At 39.7% G+C, this 23,578-nt stretch carries 27 protein-coding genes; 2 read left to right on the top strand and 25 right to left on the bottom strand.

The genetic code is table 11. The features are described 5' to 3' along the window. Positions 1-2 precede the first annotated feature (2 nt). From rplO to rplC, 20 genes are all read right to left on the bottom strand, one after another. Positions 3-449: a 50S ribosomal protein L15 gene (gene rplO, locus BGP15_RS20455; RefSeq protein ID WP_046674881.1), complete on the bottom strand. Its 447-nt coding sequence runs from the start codon at positions 447-449 to the stop codon at positions 3-5. A gap of 119 nt (positions 450-568) precedes the next feature. After that, positions 569-748 carry a 50S ribosomal protein L30 gene (gene rpmD, locus BGP15_RS20450; protein ID WP_046674880.1) on the bottom strand — a complete coding sequence of 60 codons (180 nt, stop codon included), beginning with the start codon at positions 746-748 and terminating at the stop codon, positions 569-571. Positions 749-753: 5 nt separating this feature from the next. Continuing rightward, positions 754-1,272, bottom strand: a complete 519-nt coding sequence (gene rpsE, locus BGP15_RS20445) for a 30S ribosomal protein S5 (RefSeq protein ID WP_112373920.1) — start codon at positions 1,270-1,272, stop codon at positions 754-756. A 12-nt stretch (positions 1,273-1,284) separates the two neighbouring features. Further along, positions 1,285-1,638, bottom strand: coding sequence for a 50S ribosomal protein L18 (gene rplR, locus BGP15_RS20440; RefSeq protein ID WP_046674878.1), 354 nt, complete (start codon positions 1,636-1,638; stop codon positions 1,285-1,287). 5 nt (positions 1,639-1,643) lie between these two features. After that, positions 1,644-2,198, bottom strand: a complete 555-nt coding sequence (rplF, locus tag BGP15_RS20435) for a 50S ribosomal protein L6 (RefSeq protein WP_088160090.1) — start codon at positions 2,196-2,198, stop codon at positions 1,644-1,646. A gap of 21 nt (positions 2,199-2,219) precedes the next feature. Then, a complete protein-coding gene (gene rpsH, locus BGP15_RS20430) occupies positions 2,220-2,618 on the bottom strand; it encodes a 30S ribosomal protein S8 (RefSeq protein WP_046674876.1) in 399 nt (132 codons plus the stop codon). A 139-nt stretch (positions 2,619-2,757) separates the two neighbouring features. After that, positions 2,758-3,027 carry a 30S ribosomal protein S14 gene (rpsN, locus tag BGP15_RS20425; RefSeq protein WP_028071569.1) on the bottom strand — a complete coding sequence of 90 codons (270 nt, stop codon included), beginning with the start codon at positions 3,025-3,027 and terminating at the stop codon, positions 2,758-2,760. Then, entirely contained in the window at positions 3,020-3,589 is a 570-nt protein-coding gene (gene rplE / locus BGP15_RS20420; RefSeq protein ID WP_046674875.1) for a 50S ribosomal protein L5, read from the bottom strand. The genes rpsN and rplE overlap by 8 nt, the downstream gene beginning before the upstream one ends. Continuing rightward, positions 3,589-3,933: a 50S ribosomal protein L24 gene (gene rplX / locus BGP15_RS20415; RefSeq protein WP_070570406.1), complete on the bottom strand. Its 345-nt coding sequence runs from the start codon at positions 3,931-3,933 to the stop codon at positions 3,589-3,591. Before rplX ends, rplE begins: the two co-directional genes overlap by 1 nt. Before the next feature lie 2 nt (positions 3,934-3,935). Further along, positions 3,936-4,304 carry a 50S ribosomal protein L14 gene (rplN, locus tag BGP15_RS20410; RefSeq protein ID WP_046674873.1) on the bottom strand — a complete coding sequence of 123 codons (369 nt, stop codon included), beginning with the start codon at positions 4,302-4,304 and terminating at the stop codon, positions 3,936-3,938. Position 4,305: 1 nt separating this feature from the next. Beyond that, on the bottom strand, positions 4,306-4,560 hold the full coding sequence (gene rpsQ, locus BGP15_RS20405) for a 30S ribosomal protein S17 (protein ID WP_046674872.1): 255 nt from the start codon (positions 4,558-4,560) through the stop codon (positions 4,306-4,308). 14 nt (positions 4,561-4,574) lie between these two features. Continuing rightward, a complete protein-coding gene (gene rpmC, locus BGP15_RS20400) occupies positions 4,575-4,793 on the bottom strand; it encodes a 50S ribosomal protein L29 (RefSeq protein ID WP_046674871.1) in 219 nt (72 codons plus the stop codon). A gap of 92 nt (positions 4,794-4,885) precedes the next feature. After that, positions 4,886-5,308, bottom strand: coding sequence for a 50S ribosomal protein L16 (gene rplP, locus BGP15_RS20395; RefSeq protein ID WP_046674870.1), 423 nt, complete (start codon positions 5,306-5,308; stop codon positions 4,886-4,888). 59 nt (positions 5,309-5,367) lie between these two features. Beyond that, complete coding sequence (gene rpsC, locus BGP15_RS20390) at positions 5,368-6,162, bottom strand: 30S ribosomal protein S3 (RefSeq protein WP_046674869.1); 795 nt, start codon at positions 6,160-6,162, stop codon at positions 5,368-5,370. Between the two features lie 11 nt (positions 6,163-6,173). Further along, positions 6,174-6,608 (bottom strand): 50S ribosomal protein L22, encoded by a 435-nt coding sequence (gene rplV, locus BGP15_RS20385; protein ID WP_046674868.1) that lies wholly within the window; start codon positions 6,606-6,608, stop codon positions 6,174-6,176. Positions 6,609-6,614: 6 nt separating this feature from the next. Then, the gene (rpsS, locus tag BGP15_RS20380) at positions 6,615-6,881 is read right to left on the bottom strand and encodes a 30S ribosomal protein S19 (protein ID WP_002997495.1); all 267 of its coding nucleotides are present in this window, start codon (positions 6,879-6,881) and stop codon (positions 6,615-6,617) included. Further along, positions 6,881-7,708 carry a 50S ribosomal protein L2 gene (gene rplB / locus BGP15_RS20375; protein ID WP_046674867.1) on the bottom strand — a complete coding sequence of 276 codons (828 nt, stop codon included), beginning with the start codon at positions 7,706-7,708 and terminating at the stop codon, positions 6,881-6,883. Before rplB ends, rpsS begins: the two co-directional genes overlap by 1 nt. 6 nt (positions 7,709-7,714) lie before the next feature. Then, on the bottom strand, positions 7,715-8,005 hold the full coding sequence (gene rplW, locus BGP15_RS20370; protein ID WP_046674866.1) for a 50S ribosomal protein L23: 291 nt from the start codon (positions 8,003-8,005) through the stop codon (positions 7,715-7,717). A gap of 1 nt (position 8,006) precedes the next feature. Continuing rightward, positions 8,007-8,636, bottom strand: coding sequence for a 50S ribosomal protein L4 (gene rplD / locus BGP15_RS20365; protein WP_046674865.1), 630 nt, complete (start codon positions 8,634-8,636; stop codon positions 8,007-8,009). Positions 8,637-8,641: 5 nt separating this feature from the next. Next, entirely contained in the window at positions 8,642-9,259 is a 618-nt protein-coding gene (rplC, locus tag BGP15_RS20360) for a 50S ribosomal protein L3 (RefSeq protein ID WP_104385215.1), read from the bottom strand. A 334-nt stretch (positions 9,260-9,593) separates the two neighbouring features. Between rplC and BGP15_RS20355 the strand changes: the two genes are divergently transcribed. Beyond that, positions 9,594-10,064: a DinB family protein gene (locus BGP15_RS20355; protein WP_115047041.1), complete on the top strand. Its 471-nt coding sequence runs from the start codon at positions 9,594-9,596 to the stop codon at positions 10,062-10,064. Between the two features lie 149 nt (positions 10,065-10,213). Here the strand turns inward: BGP15_RS20355 and BGP15_RS20350 are convergent, their stop codons facing one another. From BGP15_RS20350 to BGP15_RS20330, 5 genes are all read right to left on the bottom strand, one after another. Further along, positions 10,214-11,167: a helix-turn-helix transcriptional regulator gene (locus BGP15_RS20350; RefSeq protein WP_112373924.1), complete on the bottom strand. Its 954-nt coding sequence runs from the start codon at positions 11,165-11,167 to the stop codon at positions 10,214-10,216. A 387-nt stretch (positions 11,168-11,554) separates the two neighbouring features. Then, positions 11,555-12,829: a glycoside hydrolase family 88 protein gene (locus BGP15_RS20345; protein WP_286770645.1), complete on the bottom strand. Its 1,275-nt coding sequence runs from the start codon at positions 12,827-12,829 to the stop codon at positions 11,555-11,557. Positions 12,830-12,870: 41 nt separating this feature from the next. Further along, the gene (locus BGP15_RS20340; RefSeq protein ID WP_286770644.1) at positions 12,871-14,136 is read right to left on the bottom strand and encodes a DUF2264 domain-containing protein; all 1,266 of its coding nucleotides are present in this window, start codon (positions 14,134-14,136) and stop codon (positions 12,871-12,873) included. A 167-nt stretch (positions 14,137-14,303) separates the two neighbouring features. Next, positions 14,304-16,148 (bottom strand): RagB/SusD family nutrient uptake outer membrane protein, encoded by a 1,845-nt coding sequence (locus BGP15_RS20335; RefSeq protein ID WP_286770643.1) that lies wholly within the window; start codon positions 16,146-16,148, stop codon positions 14,304-14,306. A 12-nt stretch (positions 16,149-16,160) separates the two neighbouring features. Then, complete coding sequence (locus tag BGP15_RS20330; RefSeq protein ID WP_286770642.1) at positions 16,161-19,433, bottom strand: SusC/RagA family TonB-linked outer membrane protein; 3,273 nt, start codon at positions 19,431-19,433, stop codon at positions 16,161-16,163. Positions 19,434-19,570: 137 nt separating this feature from the next. Between BGP15_RS20330 and BGP15_RS20325 the strand changes: the two genes are divergently transcribed. Continuing rightward, on the top strand, positions 19,571-23,452 hold the full coding sequence (locus BGP15_RS20325) for a hybrid sensor histidine kinase/response regulator transcription factor (protein WP_286770641.1): 3,882 nt from the start codon (positions 19,571-19,573) through the stop codon (positions 23,450-23,452). Positions 23,453-23,578: the final 126 nt, after the last annotated feature.

Raw genomic sequence — 23,578 nt, 5'->3', positions numbered from 1 at the left:
TATTAAATTTTAACGATAGAACCGCCTGCAGCTTCAATAGCTTTTTGAGCAGAAGCAGTAAACGCGTGCGCTGTTACTTCAACTTTAGCTTTCAACTCACCGCGACCCAAGATTTTAACTTTGTCATTTTTAGACACTAAACCATGAGCTTTCAATGCGTCGAAATCTACAGCTGTTAAATTGTATTTCTCGATCAACGCTTGTAAAGTATCTAAGTTTACACCATTATACTCAACACGGTTGATGTTTTTGAAACCAAATTTAGGCACACGACGTTGCAAAGGCATTTGACCACCTTCGAAACCGATTTTCGTAGAGTGACCTGAACGAGAACCAGCACCTTTGTGACCACGTGTTGAAGTACCACCACGACCAGAACCAGTACCACGGCCAATACGTTTGCTACTTTTTACTGCACCTTTTGCAGGTTTTAAATTACTTAAGTTCATTTTTAAACTAAATTGTGCTAGCCCTTCGCTCTCACTAAACAGGTACTAGCGATTAAAAAATAATGATTATTAATAACAAGTAATGGAAGAAGCCCAAAGACCTCTTCCATATGCTAATATTAAATAGTTTCGATAGCTACTAAATGGTTTACTTTACGTACCATTCCAATAATTGATGGAGTAGCTTCAACTTCTACTGAGTGGTTGATTCTTTTCAAACCCAATGCCTCAATAGTTTTCTTTTGGCGCTCGCTTCTGTCGATAACGCTCTTTATCTGGGTGATTTTGATTTTTGCCATGATAATTAACCGTTAAATACTTTATTCAAATCGACACCGCGGTGTTGTGCTACTGTATACGCATCACGCATATCTGCTAAAGCAGTTACAGTTGCTTTTACCACGTTGTGTGGGTTAGAAGAACCTAATGATTTAGCCAATACATCTTTGATACCAGCAGACTCCAATACTGCACGCATTGCACCACCTGCTAAAACTCCTGTACCACCTACAGCTGGTTTAATCAAAACTGAACCACCAGAATATTTACCATATTGTGCGTGCGGAACAGTACCTTTGATAATAGGAACTTTTACCAAATTTTTCTTTGCGTCATCGATACCTTTCGTGATTGCTTCAGTTACCTCTTTAGCTTTACCTAAACCGTAACCAACGATACCGTTTTCATCACCTACTACAACAATTGCAGAGAAGCTGAAAGTACGACCACCTTTAGTAACTTTAGCTACACGTTGGATACTTACTAAGCGATCTTTTAATTCAATTTCGCTTGATTTTACTCTTTTTATATTGCTTAATGCCATTTCTTTCTATGATTAAAAGTCTAAACCGCCTTCGCGAGCACCTTCAGCCAAAGATTTGATACGGCCATGGTATAAGTACCCATTACGGTCAAAAACTACTTTATTAATACCTGCTGCTAATGCTTTTTCAGCCACCAATTTACCTACAGCTTTAGATTGATCAACCTTGTTACCAGATGCAACAAACTCTTTTGACAAGCTAGATGCAGCAACTAATGTTTTGCCTGCATTGTCATCAATGATTTGCGCATAGATACCTTTGTTACTTCTAAAAACCGATAAACGTGGACGTTCAGACGTTCCAGCAAGGTTTTTTCTGATTCCTTTTTTGATTCTCTCTCTACGAGATGCTTTTTGTCCTGCCATGATTATTATTTTTTAGCTGATTTACCTGCTTTTCTTCTCAATACTTCACCTGCAAACTTGACACCTTTTCCTTTGTAAGGTTCTGGTTTACGGAAGCCACGGATTTTAGCCGCTACCTGACCGATCAATTGTTTGTCAGCACACTCTAAAGTGATTGTAGGGTTTTTACCTTTGTCAGCAGTAGTTGATACTTTAACCTCGTTTGGCAATACAAAAACAATCTGGTGAGAGAAACCTAAAGTTAACTCTAATACATTACCAGTACTTGAAGCACGGTAACCTACACCGACTAACTCTTGCGTAGTTTTGTAACCTTCAGTCACACCGTGAACCATGTTAGCCAACAGGGAACGGTATAGACCGTGTAATGCTTTGTGTTTCTTTTGATCAGTTGGACGTGTTACAACGATATTACCCTCTTCTTGAGCAATCGTGATGTCACGGTCAACTTGTTGTGTTAATTCGCCTTTAGGACCTTTTACTGAAACTAAGTTTTTGTCCGAAATAGTAACAGTTACCCCAGCAGGGATAGCGATAGGCGCTTTTCCAATTCTTGACATTTCTTTGTGCTTTTACCTAGATTAATAAACGTAACATAAAACTTCACCACCAACATTTTGAAGTCTAGCTTCCTTATCTGTCATTACACCTTTCGATGTTGACAAGATAGCAATACCTAAACCGTTCAAAACACGAGGCATAGTATCAACGCTTGCATACTTTCTTAAACCAGGTTTACTCACACGTGTCAACGTACGAATAGCCGGAATTTTGCTAATTGGATTATATTTCAATGCGATTTTGATCGTACCCTGTACGCCATTCTCATCGAATTTGTAATTAGCAATGTAACCTTTGTCAAAAAGAACTTTAGTGATCTCTTTTTTTAGGTTCGATGCAGGAATTTCAACAACCCTGTGGTTGGCCTTGATGGCATTCCTTACTCGTGTAAGGTAATCCGCAATTGGATCTGTAGTCATTATATATGAAAATTTGTGACAGCGGTTTCCCTCCCAACCATTGGTATGAGACCTTCTATCTGTTAAACAATTTTAAAATGCAAAAACCCCGGCAATCCTCAGTTGAATTGCCCGGGCAAAATTAAGTATTTTTTTTTAATTACCAAGAAGCTTTTTTCACCCCTGGGATTTTGCCATCTAAAGCCATCTCACGGAATGTTACACGAGAGATACCGAATTGACGCATATATCCTTTAGGACGACCAGTCAATTTACAACGATTGTGTAAACGTACTGGAGAAGCATTTTTAGGCAATTTATCTAATGCAACGTAATCGCCAGCAGCTTTTAATTCTGCACGTTTTGCCGCATATTTAGCTACCAATTTAGCGCGTTTTACTTCGCGTGCTTTTAATCCTTCTTTAGCCATTGTTATTAGTATTTTGATTTTTAAATGGTAAACCGAATTGTTTCAACAATTCTAAAGCCTCAACATCATTTTGAGCTGAAGTCACGAAAGTGATGTCCATACCTTGGATCTTGTTGATTTTGTCAATGTTGATCTCAGGGAAAATGATTTGCTCAGTGATACCTAAGTTATAGTTACCACGTCCGTCAAAGCCTTTATCGTTGATACCGCGGAAGTCACGAATACGTGGAAGCGATACTGCTACCAAACGGTCCAAGAACTCAAACATATTGTTGTCACGTAAAGTAACACGTGCCCCTACAGGCATACCTTTACGTAATTTAAAGTTTGAAATATCTTTTTTCGATTTTGTAGCAACGGCTTGTTGACCTGTGATTAAAGTCAACTCAGCGATAGCGTTATCGATTAATTTTTTGTCAGCTGTTGCAGCTCCTACGCCTTGTGAAACAACGATTTTCTCAAGTTTAGGAACCTGCATAATACTTTTATACTGAAATTTTTCTTGAAGTGCTTTACGGATTTCCTCCGCATATTTCACTTTTAATCTTGGTACGTAAGTCATTATTTAATTTCCTCCCCTGATTTTTTAGCGTAACGAACTAATTTACCATCTGCATTTAACTTACGACCTACACGTGTAGTTGCACCTGTTTTAGGATCGATAACAGCTAAATTAGAGATGTGAATACCAGCTTCTTTCTCAATGATACCACCATTAGGATTAGCTGCACTTGGTTTAGTGTGTTTTTTTACGATGTTAGCGCCCTCAACGATAGCTCTATTTTTATCCACTAAAACAGTTAATACTTTTCCTTGAACACCTTTAGAGTTACCAGCGATAACTTTCACTAAATCACCTTTTTTAATTTTGATTTTGTGCGTAGTTGTTTTTGTTTTCTGTGCCATAATTATAAAACCTCCGGTGCTAATGATACAATTTTCATGAACTGTTTCTCACGCAACTCTCTAGCAACAGGGCCAAAGATACGTGTACCACGTGGTTCATCATTATTATTTAATAATACAGCGGCGTTATCATCGAAACGGATGTATGAACCATCTTTACGACGGATTTCCTTTTTCGTTCTAACCACTACTGCTTTAGAAACGGAACCTTTTTTCACGTTTCCTGAAGGCATAGCGCTTTTCACCGATACAACAATCTTATCTCCGATTGATGCATAACGCTTGCGCGTACCGCCCAATACACGGATTACTAAAACTTGTTTAGCACCGCTATTGTCAGCTACATTAAGTCTTGATTCTTGTTGTACCATGTTATTTAGCTCTTTCTATAATTTCTACTAATCTCCAGTTTTTTGTTTTACTCAGCGGACGAGTTTCCATAATTAATACCGTATCGCCGATACCGCAGGTATTAGTTTCGTCATGAGCTTTAAATTTAGTAGTTTTTTTAACGAACTTACCATAGATCGGGTGTTTCACTTTACGTTCCACTGATACCACGATAGACTTGTCCATCTTGTTGCTAACTACTAAGCCGATTCTTGTTTTTCTTAAATTTCTTTCCATTTCGACTTTAAATTTTACGCCTCAGAGGCTGTTTCATTTTTAGCTGCAGCTTTGCGTGCACTGATCTCTGTACTGATACGAGCGATAGTTTTGCGTGCTGCTTTGATCACGTTAGGGTTCTCAATAGCTGAAACAGCATGTGCAAATTTCAATTTTGTAAGGGCTGTTTTCTCTTCTACAAGACGAGCTTTTAAGTCCTCATTAGATAATTCTAAAATTTCTGAATTTTTCATGTTTTTTCAGTTGTTATTTGGGTTATCATCGCTTTATATATAGCGTTAGGGGTAACGGCCCTAACGCTTAAATGATGACATTACCAAGATTTTTATGCTTCAACGTAGTCTCTACGAATCACAAACTTAGTTTGAACCGGAAGTTTTTGAGCTGCAAGGCGTAAAGCTTCTTTGGCAATTTCCAAAGGCACACCTTCTGCTTCAAATAACATACGGCCTGGGCGTACTACTGCTACCCAGTATTCTGGAGCACCCTTACCTTTACCCATACGTACCTCTGCAGGTTTTTTCGTAACAGGTTTGTCAGGGAAAATACGAATCCAAACTTGACCTTCACGTTTCATATAACGTGTAACCGCAATACGAGCTGCCTCGATTTGACGACTAGTGATCCATGCTTGCTCCATTGTTTTGATACCGAAAGAACCGAAAGCTAACTCCGCTCCACGAGAAGCGTTACCTTTCATGCGGCCTTTCTGCATCTTTCTGAACTTCGTTCTTTTTGGCTGTAACATGTTCGTATACTTTTTAAATCTGCTTTTTCAGCAGGTTTTTGTTGTAATCTAAATAACTATTAATCTTTTTTCGGACCACGGTTGCTTCCACCACGGTTGTTTCCACCACGGTTGTTTCCACCGCGACCACCTTTGTTGTTACGGTTGTCACGACGTTCGCCACCACCTTCGTGGTTGCCACGTGATTTTACACCAGATGCTTGACCAATGTTTGGAGATAAATCACGTTTACCGTAAACCTCACCTTTACAGATCCAAACTTTGATACCAATTTTACCGTATGTAGTCAATGCTTCAGCTAAAGCGTAGTCGATATCAGCACGCAATGTGTGTAAAGGAGTTCTTCCTTCTTTGTATTGTTCAGTACGCGCCATTTCAGCACCACCTAAACGGCCAGAACACATGATTTTGATACCTTCTGCACCCATACGCATCGTAGAAGCGATTGAAGTTTTCATTGCACGACGGAATGAAATACGCGCCTCTAATTGTTTAGCGACACCTTCAGCTACTAGCTTAGCATCTAACTCAGGGCGTTTGATCTCGAAAATGTTGATTTGAACATCCTTTTTAGTCAGTTTTTTCAACTCTTCTTTGATCTTGTCAACTTCTTGACCACCTTTACCGATAACGATACCTGGACGAGCAGTGTGAATTGTAACAGTGATACGTTTTAAAGTTCTTTCGATAACAACTTTAGCTACACCACCTTTTGCAATACGAACAGAAAGATATTTTCTGATTTTTTCGTCTTCAACTAATTTATCGGAATAGTTTTTACCTCCGAACCAGTTAGAATCCCAACCTTTGATGATTCCTAATCTGCTACCTATTGGATTTGCTTTTTGTCCCATTTCTCAATAAATTAGTTTTGTTCAACGTTTAATTTGCTATCAACTACCAACGTAACGTGATTTGAACGTTTACGAACTCTGTATCCGCGACCTTGAGGAGCCGGACGCAATCTTTTCAATTGACGACCACCACCTACTGATACTTCTTTTACATATAGTTCGCTTTCTTCCACTGATTTACCTTCGTTTTTGGCTTCCCAGTTTTTGATTGCAGATAATAATAATTTTTCTACACGAGCAGCAGCTTCTTTACTTGAGTGTTTCAAAATGTAAATTGCATTTTCAACACGTTGACCGCGAATTAAGTCTACCACCAAACGCATCTTACGAGGCGAAGTCGGGCAGTTCAATAATTTGGCATCCGAAGCTCCTCCTTGTTGAGCTTTCTCTTGCTCTTTACGTTGTCTAATTAAGACAGACTTTTTAAGTTTTTTTGTTGCTTCCATTACCTATTATTTTTTCTTTTCTGCGTGGCCTCTGAATGTACGCGTAGGCGCGAATTCACCAAGCTTGTGACCTACCATATTCTCTGTTACATAAACAGGGATAAATTTATTCCCGTTGTGCACTGCGAAGGTATGGCCAACAAAATCAGGTGAAATCATTGATCTACGAGACCATGTTTTGATAACTGACTTTTTGTTAGTTTCATTCATAGAAAGAACTTTTCTTTCTAAGTTGTGATCGATATAAGGACCTTTTTTAATTGAACGAGCCATTATTTTTTCCTTCTCTCAATGATGTAACGATTCGATGTTTTCTTCTTGTAACGTGTTTTGAAGCCTTTAGCTAATACACCTGTACGTGAGCGTGGGTGACCTCCTGAAGTACGGCCTTCACCACCACCCATAGGGTGATCTACTGGGTTCATCGCAACACCACGAACTCTTGGACGACGACCTAACCAACGTTTGCGACCTGCTTTACCTAACACTTGGTTAGATCTTTCATGGTTCGATACTGAACCAATTGTAGCAACACAAGTCAATAAGATCATACGTGTTTCGCTCGAAGGCAATTTGATGATGGCATATTTACCATCACGAGCAGACAATTGAGCATAAGTACCAGCCGAACGAGCAATTGAACCACCTTGACCAGGATTTAATTCAATGTTGTGGATGATAGAACCCAATGGAATGTTTGCTAATGGTAATGTATTACCAACTTCTGGGGCAACTTTATCACCTGCGATTACAGTTTGACCAACTACTAAACCAGCTGGAGCAAGGATGTAACGTTTTTCACCATCAGCGTAATGCAACAAGGCAATACGAGCAGTACGATTTGGATCGTACTCGATAGTAGCTACTTTTGCAGGGATATCTTTTTTATCGCGTTTGAAATCAATTAATCGGTATACTTTTTTATGTCCCCCACCGAGATAACGCATAGTCATTTTACCGGAGTTATTACGACCGCCTGATTTCTTGTTGATTTTTACTACTAACGATTTTTCAGGAACGTTTGTAGTAACATCAGAGTAGTCAGCGCCTACTCTAAAACGAGTACCAGGGGTTACCGGTTTGAATCTTTTAACTGCCATTTTGTATTATATAGTACTGTAAAAGTCAATAGTTTCGCCGTCTTTAATCGTAATGACAGCCTTTTTATACTTAGGAGCTCTACCAGATACGAAACCTGCTTTTGTGTAACGGCTTTTTGCTTTACCAGCTACTACTGCAGTGTTTACAGCAAGAACTGTAACACCAAACATAGCCTCAACAGCTGCTTTAATCTGGATTTTGTTTGCTCTGTGATCTACTTTGAAAGCGTAACGGTTTAATTTTTCCGTTAACAAAGAAGCTTTCTCAGTCAAGATAGGTTTTTTAATAATTTCCATATTACTTAGCTAATGCTTCCTCCAAAGTTTTAACAGAATCTGTAGTCAACAATAATTTTGTTGCGTTCAATACATCATATGTATTTAAATCAGCTGCAACAATAACTTTTGCTTTTTTCAAGTTTCTGCTTGATTTATAAACAATCTCATCGTAAGCTGGTAATACCAACAATGTTTTCTCATCAGCTACGTTCAACGCATTTATTAAAGCAACATAGTTTTTAGTTTTGATAGCATCGAATTTTACTTCATCCAATACCACAATGTTATTATCTTTTGCTTTGTAAGATAACGCTGATTTACGTGCTACTTGTTTCAATTTTTTGTTCAATTTGAACGAGTAGTCACGAGGTTGAGGACCGAATACACGACCACCACCATTAAACAATGGAGATTTGATAGAACCCGCACGAGCACCACCAGTACCTTTTTGTTTGTGTAATTTACGAGTAGAACCCGCGATTTCGTTACGTTGTTTAGATTTGTGAGTTCCTTGGCGTTGGTTCGCTAAGTATTGTTTCACATCCAAATAGATCGCATGATCGTTAGGCTCTAACCCAAATACCGACTCAGGAAGTTGCACCTTGGCACCTGTTTCTTTACCTGATAAATTTAAAACTTTAACTTCCATCTCTACTATTTGTCTACGATTACATAAGAACCTTTAGCTCCTGGAATGGAACCACTAACAACGATAAGGTTTTGCTCAGCGTAAACTTTCAACACCTGTAAGTTTTGAACTTTAACTCTGTCACCACCTGTACGACCAGCCATGCGCATACCTTTGAATACGCGTGAAGGCCATGATGAAGCACCTAATGAACCTGGAGCACGTAATCTGTTGTGCTGACCGTGAGTCGCACCACCTACACCACCAAATCCATGACGTTTCATTACACCTTGGAAACCTTTACCTTTTGAAGTACCAACTACATCTACGAATTCGCCTTCCTCGAAAAGTGTAACGTCAACTACGTCACCAAGTTGTTTTGCATCTGGGAAAGTTTTAAACTCTACCAACTTACGCTTAGGCGTTGTGTTTGCTTTCGCAAAGTGCCCTTTCAAAGGAGCTGTCGTGTTTTTCTCCTTAGCTTCGTCGAAACCAAGTTGAATTGCCGAGTAGCCATCCTTTTCTTCCGTACGTATCTGCGTAACCACGCACGGCCCGGCCTGAATCACTGTACAAGGAATATTTTTCCCATCAGCGTTAAACAGGCTCGTCATTCCTACTTTTTTTCCAATAATACCTGACATGTTGTAAATTAATTAATTAAAAGTCCTTCGAAGCAGTAGGGCTTCGCTCAAGACATACTATTCCCATTAAGGGACTGCAAAGTTACAAACATTTTTATAACTGTCAAATAATTAGTGAATTATTTTTTTTTATTTTCTACTTCTTTTAAAACCACTCCCCTATTTTTACGATTTGTCCTTTCAAGATTCCTTACATCGAATAATGCCCCAAAAAAAATAAAATTAGCACCCAAATCCATACTGCCATACAGCTGTCATAAGTTGCGCTAATTTTGAACTGTCATACAACACGTCAGGTGATGTATCGCTTACTAAAATTTTAAATACAAAAATCATGAAAACAGAAATCATTTCGAAGAACGAGCTACTTCAACATTGGCTAGGCCATAGAAACCTAACAAGACAGACTATTGAAAAATTTCCAGAAGAAGGATTGTTCAATTACAAGGTAGAAGGCATGCGCACTTTTGCAGATATGATTAAGGAGCTACTGGGTATTGCTGTTCCAGGTCTCCAGGAAATTGTCAACAACAAAAGTGGCAAACTCAACGAGAATCTCAGTTATTCGACCAAAGCACAATTACTGCAGGCTTGGGATGAAGCTACTCCTCAGATCAGTGAACTGTTCAATCAAATTCCAGAAGAACGTTTTGCCGAAGAGTTCAATTTATTTGGACAATACAAATCCCCCATTATCCATAGCATATTTTATTTTATTGACAACGAGATCCACCATCGTGGTCAAGCTTTTGTCTATTTACGCTTACTGGGTATCCAACCACCATTTTTTTGGGAAAGGGGTTAATAACTGATACAGACAACGGAAGTTTTCTCCTGACATGGATCAAAAACTTTTTAGTACAATTTACAGTTTAACTTGTTCGGCATCCTTCCTTTCCGCCGAACAAGTTTTTCCTTTACCATAGTAAAGAATCCTGATTACTTCATTTACAGCTAAACTTGCTCCAAAGCAGATGAAAGCAAACCTCTGACAACATCTTTTAGCGATTCGGGTTCAATTATGCGACCTTTATCCGCAAACATCAGATACCAGCGCGCAAACCCATTCTCCATATTCATGCAGTCAAAATGCATTTCCACATAGTTATCGGTTACAATTTCTTCTTGGAAACCAAAATAGTGACGATCCCACTCCATATACCTAGCCATTTCTTTATCCACTTGCACCACCACTTTGGTTGTTGGCACTTCATGCCGCTTACTCAGAAAGAAAGATAGTTCGGGATGCTCTTTTCCAAAATCTTCAGCAAGTATTCTAATATTGTTTATTCTATCCAAGCGGAATTGCCTATAATCTTGTCGCAATCTACAAAAAGCAAGTACATACCAAAACTTGCTCTCCACAAAAATACCCACAGCTTCGATTTCACGCCTTTCTGGAGTTTTATCGGAAGGTTTGGAATAATAGATTTCCACACATTTCTTTGCTGCGATGCTTTCGATCAGAATATTGGTGCCATGGGTTAGCTTCTCATTGAATTGATGACGCCCACCGCGCACCAGAAAGTTATCCCCAACTAAGGCTACCTGTTCTTTTTCGTTGCCCCGTAATATAGCTTTCATTTTCAGCAATGCCGTGGTAAAATGATGAGCAAGATTCCGGTCCGTATATTTTTCAACTAATTTCTCTGCTGCGACAAAACTCAATGCCTCTTCCCTTGTAAATTGCAAAGGTGGCATCTTATATCCCTCCACCAAAGAATAACCGCTTCCCGCTTCACCATAAATAGGTACCCCTGCCTGCATCAGGGAACGAATATCTCTATAAATGGTACGCTGACTTACTTCATATCTTTCTGCCAACGCTGCAGCTGTCACAACAGGTTTAGCTTGCAGATGCATATAAATAGCGAGTATACGGTCAAATCTCTTCTGGATATCGGTCATAGGGATAAAGATACAAAATCTAGGCTTTAACGCTACAAAAGTTAAGTTTGAGCACTCCTGTTAAGGAAGGCAATAAATTAATAGGATTTTATTAAATAACAGGGAGTTTATAGGGACTTCATACGGAATTAATAGGGACCTCATTCGGATGAAAGCGTATAATATCCGATTTATCTACGGATAATATTTATTTAAAATCTGCACTAATCAAAAAGCAATACTCTACGTGGTCATCTGTAAAACAAAAAGGCACCTCTTAAAAGAGGTGCCTTTTTGTTTCAAGACTTAAACGATCCGATAAGTAATATAATTTAAGGCTTGCATACGCATACCTTACTTAAAAACAATGGGTATCCGATTTTAAGTACGGTATGCGTATGCTAATTTCTATTGTTTAATTACCTTTTCTCCACGGAGCAATCGATTATACCGCACCAATGCTTCTACATAATAGTAATCGGCATAGGTTAAAGGCACATCTACCTCTGTTTTATGTGGAATAGAACCGACGCTATGTTTCAAGATATATCCCCCTGCTTCTTTATAATCTGCTTTGTAGGGTTTAGATGATAAAGACCGCAACATCTGCTCGGCCTTTGAAATATAGAGCTGGCTTTCACTACCTGTTGTGTATTGTGCCAATTCCAGCAAAGCCGAGGCCGTTACTGAAGCTGTCGACACATCGCGAAGATCTTTTTGGCTATAATATTTACTGTCCGGTGTAAGCTTGTTTTGGTCCATATCCCAATAGGGAATTAGATCTTTTGGAAGGTTGGGATGATTCAGATAAAACTGCGCAATATGCCGCGCTTGCTCCAAATATTTCTTGTCGCCGGTCTCACGATACATCATCGTATAACCATAAAGTCCCCAAGACTGTCCCCTAGCCCATGCAGACTCGTCAAAAGCACCTTGGGCAGTCTTTCTCGAAATAATACGTCCATCTTTTGGATTGTAATCCACGACATGATAGGAACTATAATCTTTTCGATAGTGATTGACCATTGTTGTATTTGCATGCGTTATAGCGATATCACGATAGCGCTTATCACCTGTCATCTTGGAAACTTCCGTCAAAAACTCCAGGTTCATCATATTGTCGATGATTACCGGATAGGTCCAAGGCTGCCCATCCCAGTTTTTTCCACCGTCCCATGAACGGATAGTTTTGGGTGCTTCGTGAAAACGTGTTGCCAACGAGGCTGCTCCGGTACTTAAAATTTCCTTATATGCAGCCGAATCTCCCGTCAAGCGTAACGCATTCCCAAAGCTGCAGTACAACATAAAGCCCAAATCATGTGTTCCCTTGTTGTTCTTTTCCTTCTCGAGTTCTTTTAATTTGCTTTTTGCTTCCGTCAAAAGTTTTTCATCCTTGGTATACTCGTATAAGTATAACACTGTACCGGGATAAAAGCCCGAGCACCACCAACTTGAACCCCAATTCACATATTTACCATCTTTATACGTCGTCGGCATATCCGATTCATTGATCGATGCGGCAAGGTAGGCGATTTGTTTATGTGCATCTTCCAAATTTGTGCGAACAAATTCTTTGTCAAGTCCCAATTTCACTGCTCCTAGGTTTCGCTGACTGGAACAGGAAATTCCCTGCATTCCTAGCCCGATCATTAAAGCTCCCGTAATATAGTGTTGTATCTTCATTTTATCCAATCCTTAATCTTTTGCTTTTTATTCTTTTTCGTTTAATAACTTACATAATAGTCTTTGGGAAATTGCTCAGCATTCCAGCATTTTTGGGAGGTCCATGGTTGTGGAGCACAGGTCCAGAACTCGTCGTTTGCTGGTAGTCCTAATGGCAAAAACGACAAGGAAGCTACATACATTGAACCTGCATTTGTATAATAATCTGCGAGATTGGATTGTTTATCACCCACCACGCCCATACGTAGCCATCCAGATGGCGCAAAGGTTTTGTCAATATAAATATGTCGAAGTATAGTCGTCAACGCTGCCCTGACCTGACCCTTCGAGATGTCTTCGGGCAACTTATTTTCTAGAGCGACTGTTGCTAGCGGCTGAAAAGCAGCATTCTTATAAGTTGATGAACGGCCAACGACAACATAATGGCCTTCTGGGGAAATCATGCGTTCCAAATGATGCGCATAACGCTGCATCCGTTTGTATGCCCGCTCATACATCTCTTTGTATTTTCCACCCGCTGGGATATTATGACGCAGCGACTCAACCTGCATGCAATGGATTACGTACCCGTTGTAGTGATCAAAACTAAAATGGGCGCCATCGCTATACCAGCCATCTCCCACATACCATTCCTGATCAAATTTATTGACGGCATAATCGATCTTTTCTCGCGCACATTCCTCACCTATGCTGTAAAGAAATGTTTCTGTCATTGCAGCAAACAGCAGCCAATTACTTTCATTCGGCTTAATCTTACGCAGCAGTTTAAACTCTTCGACCACTCTTTTCTTTGTAATTGGGCCCAATGGTTCCCATAAAGCTTTTGGAGCTCTCAGAAAAGCCAGCGCAAGATGTGCTGCATCTACGAGTGTTTGAGACGACGGACCTCGCCAGGTAAAATAATCCGGTGATTTAGGATCTACACCATACTGTATACCGAGTAATGCTTGATCGCGTAATTTTTTTCGCAATTTTCCTTCCTCAGTGACGTCATCCGGTAATGCCAACCAGGGTGCCATTCCTGCCAGCAAACGTCCAAACGCTTCTAGGTATCCGACTCCAGGGTCCCTACTATCAAAAGTCGGGCTCACCTCCATCGGCATATTTTTACGCCACTGCTGCTTGCTGATATTACCTAATATTGGAGCAGCCATCTTATGTAAGACAGATACCCAATAGGTGCGATCGTTTTCGTTAACGCTTGTCTTATTGTCCAAACTGCTTGCCTCTGCTTCTATTGGTAGAGACGCAGTTAATACGCCAAATCCAGCTCCGCCTAACAATTTTAATAGGAATCTTCTCTTCATTCGATAATGGTTTATAAATTAATGTGAGCTTGATAATGCTGCACAAAACATTAAAAATCTTTAATTTAACCTAAAAAAACAAACCTAAATAAATCAATCGCTCTAGCAAACGATTGCATGAGCGATTGATAACAACTTTTTTACGTGGGAAGTCTTTTAGTTTTCTTTTACCAACCTGTATTTTGTGTTAAACTGGTATTTCGTTGCCTTTCCAATTCAGGGATAGGCCATGTATAAAGCTGATCTCCTAAATAGGTATATTTATCTACAATAGCACCCCAAGGTTGTTTGTTTCCAGCATTACCACTAAATACCTGCTCCTTCCAGGATTTCCACCTTAACTCATCAAAATAGATAACCCCTTCTCCAAAAAGTTCTCGCCTACGTTCGTTACGAATTCGGCTAGTTAGATCGGTTTTGCCACTCACAGTCGTGGCTGCAGAACTATTCAACAGCCCTACTTTAGCACGAGCGCGGACCTCATTGACTTTATCGACAGCAGGTCCTGTTTGTCCTTTTTCATTTAAGGCTTCGGCCCATAATAATAACACATCTGCGTAACGTATCACCGGATAATCAATATCACCTGCAACCCTGCTTGGAATAGGAGGTTTACCGCCTTCATATACAAATTTACGCGGCAGGTAGAAAAACTGACTTTCAATATCCGTCCTTAGGTCAAAAACATTGTTCAATTGCTCAATATGTGGCCATCTAGACGTGAACGTTTGATCCGCCGTACCATTCATTCCCACGAAAGTAGAGTAGGGTAAAATGACATTGGCACTTAAACGTGGGTCTCGATTTTCGAAGGCTTTCTTTAAGCGGGCCTCATTTCCATTTTGTAAATACAGCCCAAAATCAAGTCCTCGTTTTGGATCGATCAAATCTGTGTATTTAGCGGGTTTGTTATTGGCCTGCGCTACTTGCTGTACATTGTCACGTACGAAATAGATTTCTCTCTTCGCTGGTACCATAGCGTTATAGCCCGGGATTACATCATCCCAGTTAAATTTACTGCCATCTTTGTTCTCGTATAAGTCAACAAAATCCGGACTAACCAAATAGCTGTCCCAATTGGAACCAAACGCTGAACGGCTACCAAAATAGAATTGCATGGTCGATCCATAATTATCTAATGCAATGTTCTGAATGGAAAAAATCATCTCATCAGATTTTTCGTTGGCGGCAGTGAATAAAGTCTTATAATCTGAAAATAGTTGATGACCTGCATCTTTAACCGCTTGAAAATCTGCTATCGCCTTATCCCAGTCCTGCAGATACATATACACTTTACCACGCAAAGCATAGGCAGCAGACTTCGTGATACGGCCAAAGTCTTTACTTCCAGCTGGAAATTTAGTTGGCAAATTAGTTTCGGCGATACAATCACTCAGATCTTTTAGTATAAAATCCCACACCTCTTTTTCAGTATTTCTAGGTTTAGTAGCCTCATTGTAATTTATTGGAGCGTCATATATAGGCACCCCTCTATACAATTGATTTAATCTGTAGTAATAAAATGCTCTTAAAAACTTCACTTCCGCCAATAGACGTGCTTTCTTCTCAGGTGCAGAAGGGGAAATGTTACTTATTCCATAAATTGCGTCATTCGAACGATGTACACTTTCATATAACTCCTTCCAGACATCGGCAAAAAGTCCTGTTGAAGTATTGGCGGTAGCATTCAACAAAGGATCTCCTCCCCTAGGTATCAGCGTATTGGATAAACGATCATATTGGTAAAGTTCACGATTATTTGTTCCGCCGGTTGAATATCCAAAACGCAATGCCTGATAAACTCCATTTACACCAAGATCGGTGTAGTTATCTGTTGTCCACATTTTATCCTCAGGGACTTGCGTGTTTGATGTGATATCCAATAAATCCTTTTTACAGGAGCCCATTGTCCCTAAAACGATAGCCAACATGGATATGCGCCCCAAGCACTTATTATATTGTTTGTAATGCGTAAATAATCTTCGCATACCTATAGTTATTATTTTCTTCATTTGTTCTTAGTATTAGAATCCAAAATTCAAACCGAATGCATATTGTTTCATCGTTGGATATTTAGCTCCAGCTCCGATTTCTGGATCAGCTCCAGGGAATTTTGTAAACATCAATAGATTCTCACCAGAGAAGTATACGCGTAGATTACGTACATGCAGACGCTCGGTAAGCCTATTATTAAATGTATAACCGATTTGTAAATTCCTTAATTTAATGAAGTCTGCATCGTAGAGGTAATAGTTGTTCGCTACGTTATTGATTGTTTCACCGTTATATTTTAAGCGCGCATAAGATCCGGTCAGATTTGTACGAGAGTCGCTCGGATTAGCAGGATCATAAAAATAATGGTCATCCGCCACACGTTTTGAAATACCATTTCCATCACGAACAATATTGTTGCTATAACCTTCATCATTCCAATAATATTGCAATTTACCTTCACCTGACCACAGCATTTGTAGATCAAAACCTTTATAGGAAAACCCCAGATTAAATCCATAGATATATTTCGGAATATCGGAGGTTCCTGTGAAATCAAGATCGTTCTCATTGCCATAGATCTTATCTCCATTTAAATCTGCATAAAGAAAATCACCATAATAAAGTTGTTCTTTACCCAAAGTATTTACTGGAGAAAAACTATAACCCGCCGTTTTCATATCCTGAGCCCACTTGTAATCCGCTTCGGTACGGATCATACCATCCCGAGGTCCACCATTCGGGTTTACCGATCCATCACTAGAATAGTAACTACCATTTCCTTTATAGCGCTGTCTTACATAAAACTCTCTATATGTATGCCCTTCCAAATTACGTTGGTTTGTACCAACAGCATTGGATACCTGTCCAATATTGGTACTGTAGCTATTCGTACCATTGACATCATTCCAACCTCTTACCAACTGGCCTTTAAGTTTGGTCACGCGACTCTTATTGTAAGCAAAATTACCACCGATATTGTAGCTCACTTCACCTATTTTATCCTTCCAAGTCAGATTGAGTTCTATACCACTATTACGCATAGCCGCCGAGTTGACAATTGGAGCAGAAGTATTGCCGGTTGTTAGCGGCAATTGTTCAGGAACCAATATTCCGGAGGTTAGTTTGTTATAGTAATTCACCTCGACATAAGCCTTATTCTTGAAAGTAGAGAATTCAAGTCCCACCTCTTTATTTTCACTTTCTTCCCAAGCTAACATCCTATTGCCAAATTTGCTCCGTTCCAAACCACTCACTTGTGACCCACCGTAGGAATAACCTACATTTCCATAGAAAGCAAGTGCCGGGAAATAATTCTCACTGTTTGGATCCCCGTTATTTCGGTCATTCCCCAATTTACCCCAAGATCCGCGCAATTTAACGTTCTGAACGTAAGGATCTAGACCTTTCATAAACGATTCTTTAGAAAGCAACCAACCCAAACCTACAGAAGGAAAATAACCGACCTGTTTATCCTTTCCGAATTTGGAGGATGCATCTCGACGCAAATTGAATTCTACCAGATATTTTCCATCAAAGTCATAATTCACCCGTCCAAAGAAAGACCGCATACTGGTTTCATATTCGTTACCATCAATGCTATTCATTTCATTTGCTGTACTGATATTAGAAATTGTTGGATCGATAACTCCTCTTTTTGATGCAGAGAACGTGTACCATTTGGTTTGGAACTCATTATGCCCCAATAATGCGCCTATATTATGCTTACCTATAGTTGTTTCATAACGGAGCACATTGTCAAAAGTCAACGTACGAAGATTTTCATAGCTTTGAGAAAGCGTAAGATTAGCTGCCACACCGGCAGGGAAAACAATTGCACCAGTTGCAAAATTGTACTTATCTACAGGAATACTGCTACCAGTCTGCTCTCTGAAGCGTGTCAAATAGTTGAATTTGGTTTCAAAAGTTAATCCTTTGATAATTTTAACATTGGCAAAAATAGTGGAGTTAAAATTTGACACTTTATCCATTCCCTGAGGTTCATATAGATACTGCATCAGATTGTTCAATTGAACGGACTCTTCAGCGGCTACAGCTCCTCCAAATTTCCCATCATACATCGGATATACACCTGGGGTTGACTGCCTTAAGAAATTATAAAGATTATCAACGTTTGCTTTTTTTCTATCTTCTGTTGATGCAAAAGTGTTTGTCCCAATTGTTAAACGGTCTCCAATTTTAGTGCTCAGATTCGTTCTTAATTCATACTTTTTGGCACCAGTGTTTTGCATAATACCTGGATTGTCCAAAATCCGTCCGGAAATCATATAATTGGTAGACTCCGATCCCCCAGTTGCGGAAATATTATGACTCTGAAGCCAGCTCGAGTTATAGATCCAATCTGTCCAATCTGTATTTGGATAAGCAATATAATTTGGCAAACCCGAAGGAGCCATAACACCATTTGGATCCGCATTTGCTTTTCGCCATTGCTCTATTGTAGATTCTGCATACTTATTCGGTTTTCCCAAATTGAAGGTTCCTTCATTCATTAACTCCATGTGACGTACGTAATCCGACACAAACTCAGGTGTTCCCATCGGTTTGGTCTTGGAAAGAATTCCTGAATAAGTCAATTGTGTCTTTTGATTTGCCTTACCTTTTTTAGTTGTGATCAATATCACCCCGTTAGCCGCACGTGTACCATAGATTGAAGCAGAAGATGCATCTTTCAAAACAGAAATTGTTTCAATGTCATTTGGATTTACCGCATCCATTGTTCCAACAATTCCATCAATAACAACCAATGCTTCAGCATTGTTCATTGTACCGATACCACGTACGCGAATAGTAGCACCATCGGCGCCTGGTCGACCAGTACCTTGTTTTACCTGTACACCAGCAGCAACACCACTTAATGCCGTAGAAACATTTGTGACAGGCCTATTTTCAATTTGCTTTGCATCAATTGTACTTACAGACCCCAAAAGCTTTTCCTTTTTCTGCTTTCCGTACCCCACCACAACAACCTCGTCAATAACCGAACTTGTGCCGTCCATAGTCACATTGACGACATTGCGCCCATTGACAACAACTTCTTGGTTTTGATAGCCGACATAAGAAATGACAATTGTCGCACTAGAACTCACGGACAATGAATAGGTACCAGTAGCGTTTGTAGAAGTAGAAGCACTTCCACCCTTTTCTCGAATCGTTACACCCGCTAAAGGTGCACCTTGACTGTCTGTAATCCGCCCCGTAATCGAAATTTTCTGCTGTGCCATACTCGCACCCACAGTAAACATCATCATAGCAGACAGTCCAACTTTGTAAAACTTTGCCATACTTTAGGAAATTAGCTTTATAATAAAAATTGGTTGTTTAACTAGGTCAAAGATGGGCCTATACGCAAATTAAGAGGGGTGAAATTCATAAATATTTGGGGGTAAAATCTTAAATTTGATCCAAATACCCCATAACCATGAACATATTGCCTATTTTATCGCGACAATTTCTGCTGTTGATATCCATCATTTCCCTTTGTCATGCTCAGGATCTTAAGTTTGAGACACTGAGCCAGGAGAATGTGTTGGATAAACAGGCAGTATTAACAATTGCGCAGGATAAACAGGGTAAACTTTGGTTCGGTGGTGGCGCCAACCTATTTGTATATGACTCCCAGAATATCACCAATATTTTGGTACAGGATACCGTCTTTAAAAAGGTAGATTATATTAATAAGATTGGCATCAATGCAAAGAATCATCTTTTCATCGCTACGGCAACCCAACTATTCATTTTCGACATCGATAAACGTAAAGCTGTATTTAAACAAGGAAAACCTTTTCAGGAAAAAATTGTCATCACCGACATCCAGTTTTTATCAGACCAGATATTTCTATGCACTGACAAGGGGCTTTATCAGGCAATCCCGACAGCTGGCTCCTACAATCTCAAGAGAATCCTCGACCGCCCCCGAGTGCAATCGATCATCCAAACCAGCCCCAACACCTATACAGTAGCAAGTTATAAGGGCATCGAGTCTTTTTCATGGCAAAATAATCAGATCTTCCATATCCAGAATCTGATGTTTCCCCCGCTGCCGTTAAAAGAACGTATTTTCAGTGCCCAATATTTCCATCAAGGTATCTTGTGGGTTGGCACAAAATTGCACGGAATATTCCAATACAACTTCATTGATAAAAAATGGAATAACTTAACAGAATCAAACAGCAACCTACTGAGCAATAACATCAGAAAAATAGTCCCAACCAAACAAGGAGATCTCTTGATCGGTACACTAAAAGGACTCTCCATCTTTAACGGCTCGCCACATTTCCTAAACTATAAACACAATACCTCCGTCAAAAACTCATTGAGTCAAAATTCCATCTATGATATCTTCATAGATCGCCAACAGATCACTTGGATAGGAACTTATTTTGGAGGAATCAATGCCATCTACCCCGATCTCATCCCCATACAGCATTACTCAACACGTTCGCGCACTGCTCTCAGCCTCAGTAGCGATATCACCGGCAGTTTTGCTGAGTCAGAAAATGCGTTTTGGATCGGAACAGAAGAAGAAGGAATCAACAAAATTGACAAAATAACTGGAGTAACTTCACCTTTATCAAAATTAACCCAGTCAAACCTGATCAAGGACCTCTATGTTCGCGATAATAAAATCTACGCGGCACAATATGGCGGCGGCTATTCCATTATCGATGCACAATCTGGAAATGCACAGCATTTTTACCTCGAAAAAGAACTCCTAAATCTCAAAAATAACATCTACAGCATTTACGTCGATCCGACACACCGTATTTACCTTGGAACCAACAAAGGGCTCTATATCGTGGAGCCAGGAAAACCTGCAACGTATCATGCTGCATTAAAAACAGGTACAATTGATGATATCCAAGCTGATCATAAACAGCAGACCTATTTTCTTAGAGGCGGGACACTTTTTCGCAAAAAACCGAATGAATCAAACATACGACCAATAAAACAGCTTGATACATTAGCCCTGGGTGGATTTTATGTGCATCCGAATGGTGACATCTGGCTGACGTCAAAAGAAGATCTTTATCATGTTGATCAGCACGATAAGCTTACCAAAATATCACGTTTTCCAAACAATTCCTTAGGCTGGCCCATCATTGTGAACAATCAAGTGTGGCTTACAAGTAAAAATGGATTAATATGCTACAATCCCAAAACAAAACAGCGTTACCTCCTGAATCAATATGACGGTTTACCGGTCAAAAATCTACTTGGTGCCAAAGTCTTTGCCAGCAAAGCAGGAACACTATCCGTCACGACACTAAATGGTGTAGTTTCTCTAGATACCCGAAAAATTATCTTTAATCAGAACATCCCCGAAGTACTCTTTCGAAATATCTTTCTCGAAGACACGCCATTGAACTACGGACGTTTACAGAAAACGTCAGACCCCAACAGCTACCAGCTCAAACTCCGACACGATGAAAACTTTGTAACGATTAATTTCTCAGGTTCCAATTTCATCAAACCGCAGAAGAACAGATACCGCTATAAGCTCGAAGGTTTCGACAAGGATTGGGTTGAAACAAATACCCCCTCTATACGATATACCAATATTCCTACAGGTATGCACACCTTGACCATTTTCGCCAGTAACAACGATGGTATCTGGAGCAGCATACCCCTGCGGATCAATATCGATATTAAACCTCCCTTTTGGAGGACCTGGTGGGCCTATCTTTTGTATGCCGGCTTGTTTACTCTCGGTGTACATTTTGTTATCAAGTTTGTTGTCGAACGTGAGATGTTGATCAACTCAGAACGAGAACAGGAAAAGAAAATAAAGTTCTTCACACAGATATCCCACGAAATCCGTACACCACTGACTTTGATAACGGCTCCTTTGGATGAAATTATTTCCGAAACAGCCAATCTTACTTCTACCCAGAACAAGGTAAAACGGATAAAAAAGAATGCCAGTAAACTCCTGGGTGTTATCAACGAGCTACTGGATTTTAAAAAATTCGATGACAAACACTTTGTACTGAAGAAAACAGACATCTCTTTTCGGGAATATATAGAAGATACATTCTACCTATTAAATGACCTTGCAAAAGCAAAACACCTCAACTACTATATCCGGCAGCTGGATGCTGTGGGGCTACAATCCATAGATACTGTACAATTTGATAAAGTCATGTTTAACCTCTTATCAAATGCGATCAAGTACACACCAGAACATGGCACAGTTTATCTGGATCTTATCGAAAATGATCACACAATAGCGATCAGTATTATCGATAATGGTATCGGTATCGCTACCGACAACCAATTTAAAATATTTGAAGAGTACTATCGTGAAGAACAGGCTAATGACGTGATCGGAACAGGTATTGGTCTAGCACTTACCAAACAAATTGTGCAGCAGCACGAAGGAGATATTCGCTGCTCAACGATGAATGATGAAAAAGGCCAATGGACTGTATTTACTGTTAGTCTCCCCAAGCAAATAAACCAAAAAACCGGAGTTATACCGCTAGAAATATTAACAAAAGAGACAGAGGAAGCAAACACAACGAACCTAGGCACGCTGGATATTTCCTTAAAGCAGACCATCTTGATTGTAGAGGACAATAGCGAATTATTAGCAGCCGTTGTCAGTCTATTTGAGGAGAGCTTCAGCATTATTACTGCTGTCAATGGTGAGGAAGCCCTTTCTAAAGCATTGGAATATATCCCTGATCTGATTATTTCGGATCTGATGATGCCTTACATGGACGGTGCTCAGCTATGCCAGGCCATTAAAACAAATATGACGACCTGCCATATACCATTCATCTTGCTGACTGCTGTAACCGACAACGATTCCCAAACTTTGGCCTTAGAGCATGGCGCAAACATCTATTTGACAAAACCTTTCGACAATAAACAGCTTTTTCTTTCTGCACAAAATCTCTTGGCTATCAGCCAGAAAAAGAGTAAAGGATTTCAAGTCAAAACAACTTCATTCGACAATGAACTTGATGCGCAATTCATCTCATCCCTAAATCAGTTGATTGAAGAAAATATCCAATCAGATGGCTTTGATGTCAATTTTATAGCGCGAACAATGGGAATGAGCGCACCAATCCTCTATCGCAAGCTAAAAGCCATATCCAATTTGTCACTCAACAATTATGTAAAAACGTATAGGCTAAACAAAGCGAAAGAGTTACTAACATCCGCAATGAATATCAGTGAAATCGCTTATGCCGTAGGCTTTTCCGACAGGAAATACTTCAGTAAGGAATTTAAAAAACAGTTCGGATACAATCCGTCAGAGCAAACAACAAATTCTAGCCAGACCACTGAAACTTAGCGATATTTGAAGATAACCCACATCCTATCCCATAAAAAAAGAGATGCCTCTAACATCTCTTTTTTTATCTATACCTGTGTACTTAAAACGAGTTAATTTATCAACGATAAGCTTTCTTTGATGGTC

Source organism: Sphingobacterium sp. 40-24 (genome assembly GCF_001899705.1).
Classification (GTDB): Bacteria; Bacteroidota; Bacteroidia; order Sphingobacteriales; family Sphingobacteriaceae; genus Sphingobacterium; species Sphingobacterium multivorum.
The sequence above is the reverse complement of the archived record's forward strand: the minus strand, read 5'-3'. Positions and strand labels throughout refer to the sequence as shown.

Coding starts and splice junctions, on each gene's coding strand:
- rplO (WP_046674881.1), bottom strand. CDS start 449: ATGAACTTAAGTAATTTAAAACCTGCAAAAGGTGCAGTAAAAAGTAGC.
- rpmD (WP_046674880.1), bottom strand. CDS start 748: ATGGCAAAAATCAAAATCACCCAGATAAAGAGCGTTATCGACAGAAGC.
- rpsE (WP_112373920.1), bottom strand. CDS start 1,272: ATGGCATTAAGCAATATAAAAAGAGTAAAATCAAGCGAAATTGAATTA.
- rplR (WP_046674878.1), bottom strand. CDS start 1,638: ATGGCAGGACAAAAAGCATCTCGTAGAGAGAGAATCAAAAAAGGAATC.
- rplF (WP_088160090.1), bottom strand. CDS start 2,198: ATGTCAAGAATTGGAAAAGCGCCTATCGCTATCCCTGCTGGGGTAACT.
- rpsH (WP_046674876.1), bottom strand. CDS start 2,618: ATGACTACAGATCCAATTGCGGATTACCTTACACGAGTAAGGAATGCC.
- rpsN (WP_028071569.1), bottom strand. CDS start 3,027: ATGGCTAAAGAAGGATTAAAAGCACGCGAAGTAAAACGCGCTAAATTG.
- rplE (WP_046674875.1), bottom strand. CDS start 3,589: ATGACTTACGTACCAAGATTAAAAGTGAAATATGCGGAGGAAATCCGT.
- rplX (WP_070570406.1), bottom strand. CDS start 3,933: ATGGCACAGAAAACAAAAACAACTACGCACAAAATCAAAATTAAAAAA.
- rplN (WP_046674873.1), bottom strand. CDS start 4,304: ATGGTACAACAAGAATCAAGACTTAATGTAGCTGACAATAGCGGTGCT.
- rpsQ (WP_046674872.1), bottom strand. CDS start 4,560: ATGGAAAGAAATTTAAGAAAAACAAGAATCGGCTTAGTAGTTAGCAAC.
- rpmC (WP_046674871.1), bottom strand. CDS start 4,793: ATGAAAAATTCAGAAATTTTAGAATTATCTAATGAGGACTTAAAAGCT.
- rplP (WP_046674870.1), bottom strand. CDS start 5,308: ATGTTACAGCCAAAAAGAACGAAGTTCAGAAAGATGCAGAAAGGCCGC.
- rpsC (WP_046674869.1), bottom strand. CDS start 6,162: ATGGGACAAAAAGCAAATCCAATAGGTAGCAGATTAGGAATCATCAAA.
- rplV (WP_046674868.1), bottom strand. CDS start 6,608: ATGGAAGCAACAAAAAAACTTAAAAAGTCTGTCTTAATTAGACAACGT.
- rpsS (WP_002997495.1), bottom strand. CDS start 6,881: ATGGCTCGTTCAATTAAAAAAGGTCCTTATATCGATCACAACTTAGAA.
- rplB (WP_046674867.1), bottom strand. CDS start 7,708: ATGGCAGTTAAAAGATTCAAACCGGTAACCCCTGGTACTCGTTTTAGA.
- rplW (WP_046674866.1), bottom strand. CDS start 8,005: ATGGAAATTATTAAAAAACCTATCTTGACTGAGAAAGCTTCTTTGTTA.
- rplD (WP_046674865.1), bottom strand. CDS start 8,636: ATGGAAGTTAAAGTTTTAAATTTATCAGGTAAAGAAACAGGTGCCAAG.
- rplC (WP_104385215.1), bottom strand. CDS start 9,259: ATGTCAGGTATTATTGGAAAAAAAGTAGGAATGACGAGCCTGTTTAAC.
- BGP15_RS20355 (WP_115047041.1), top strand. CDS start 9,594: ATGAAAACAGAAATCATTTCGAAGAACGAGCTACTTCAACATTGGCTA.
- BGP15_RS20350 (WP_112373924.1), bottom strand. CDS start 11,167: ATGACCGATATCCAGAAGAGATTTGACCGTATACTCGCTATTTATATG.
- BGP15_RS20345 (WP_286770645.1), bottom strand. CDS start 12,829: ATGAAGATACAACACTATATTACGGGAGCTTTAATGATCGGGCTAGGA.
- BGP15_RS20340 (WP_286770644.1), bottom strand. CDS start 14,136: ATGAAGAGAAGATTCCTATTAAAATTGTTAGGCGGAGCTGGATTTGGC.
- BGP15_RS20335 (WP_286770643.1), bottom strand. CDS start 16,148: ATGAAGAAAATAATAACTATAGGTATGCGAAGATTATTTACGCATTAC.
- BGP15_RS20330 (WP_286770642.1), bottom strand. CDS start 19,433: ATGGCAAAGTTTTACAAAGTTGGACTGTCTGCTATGATGATGTTTACT.
- BGP15_RS20325 (WP_286770641.1), top strand. CDS start 19,571: ATGAACATATTGCCTATTTTATCGCGACAATTTCTGCTGTTGATATCC.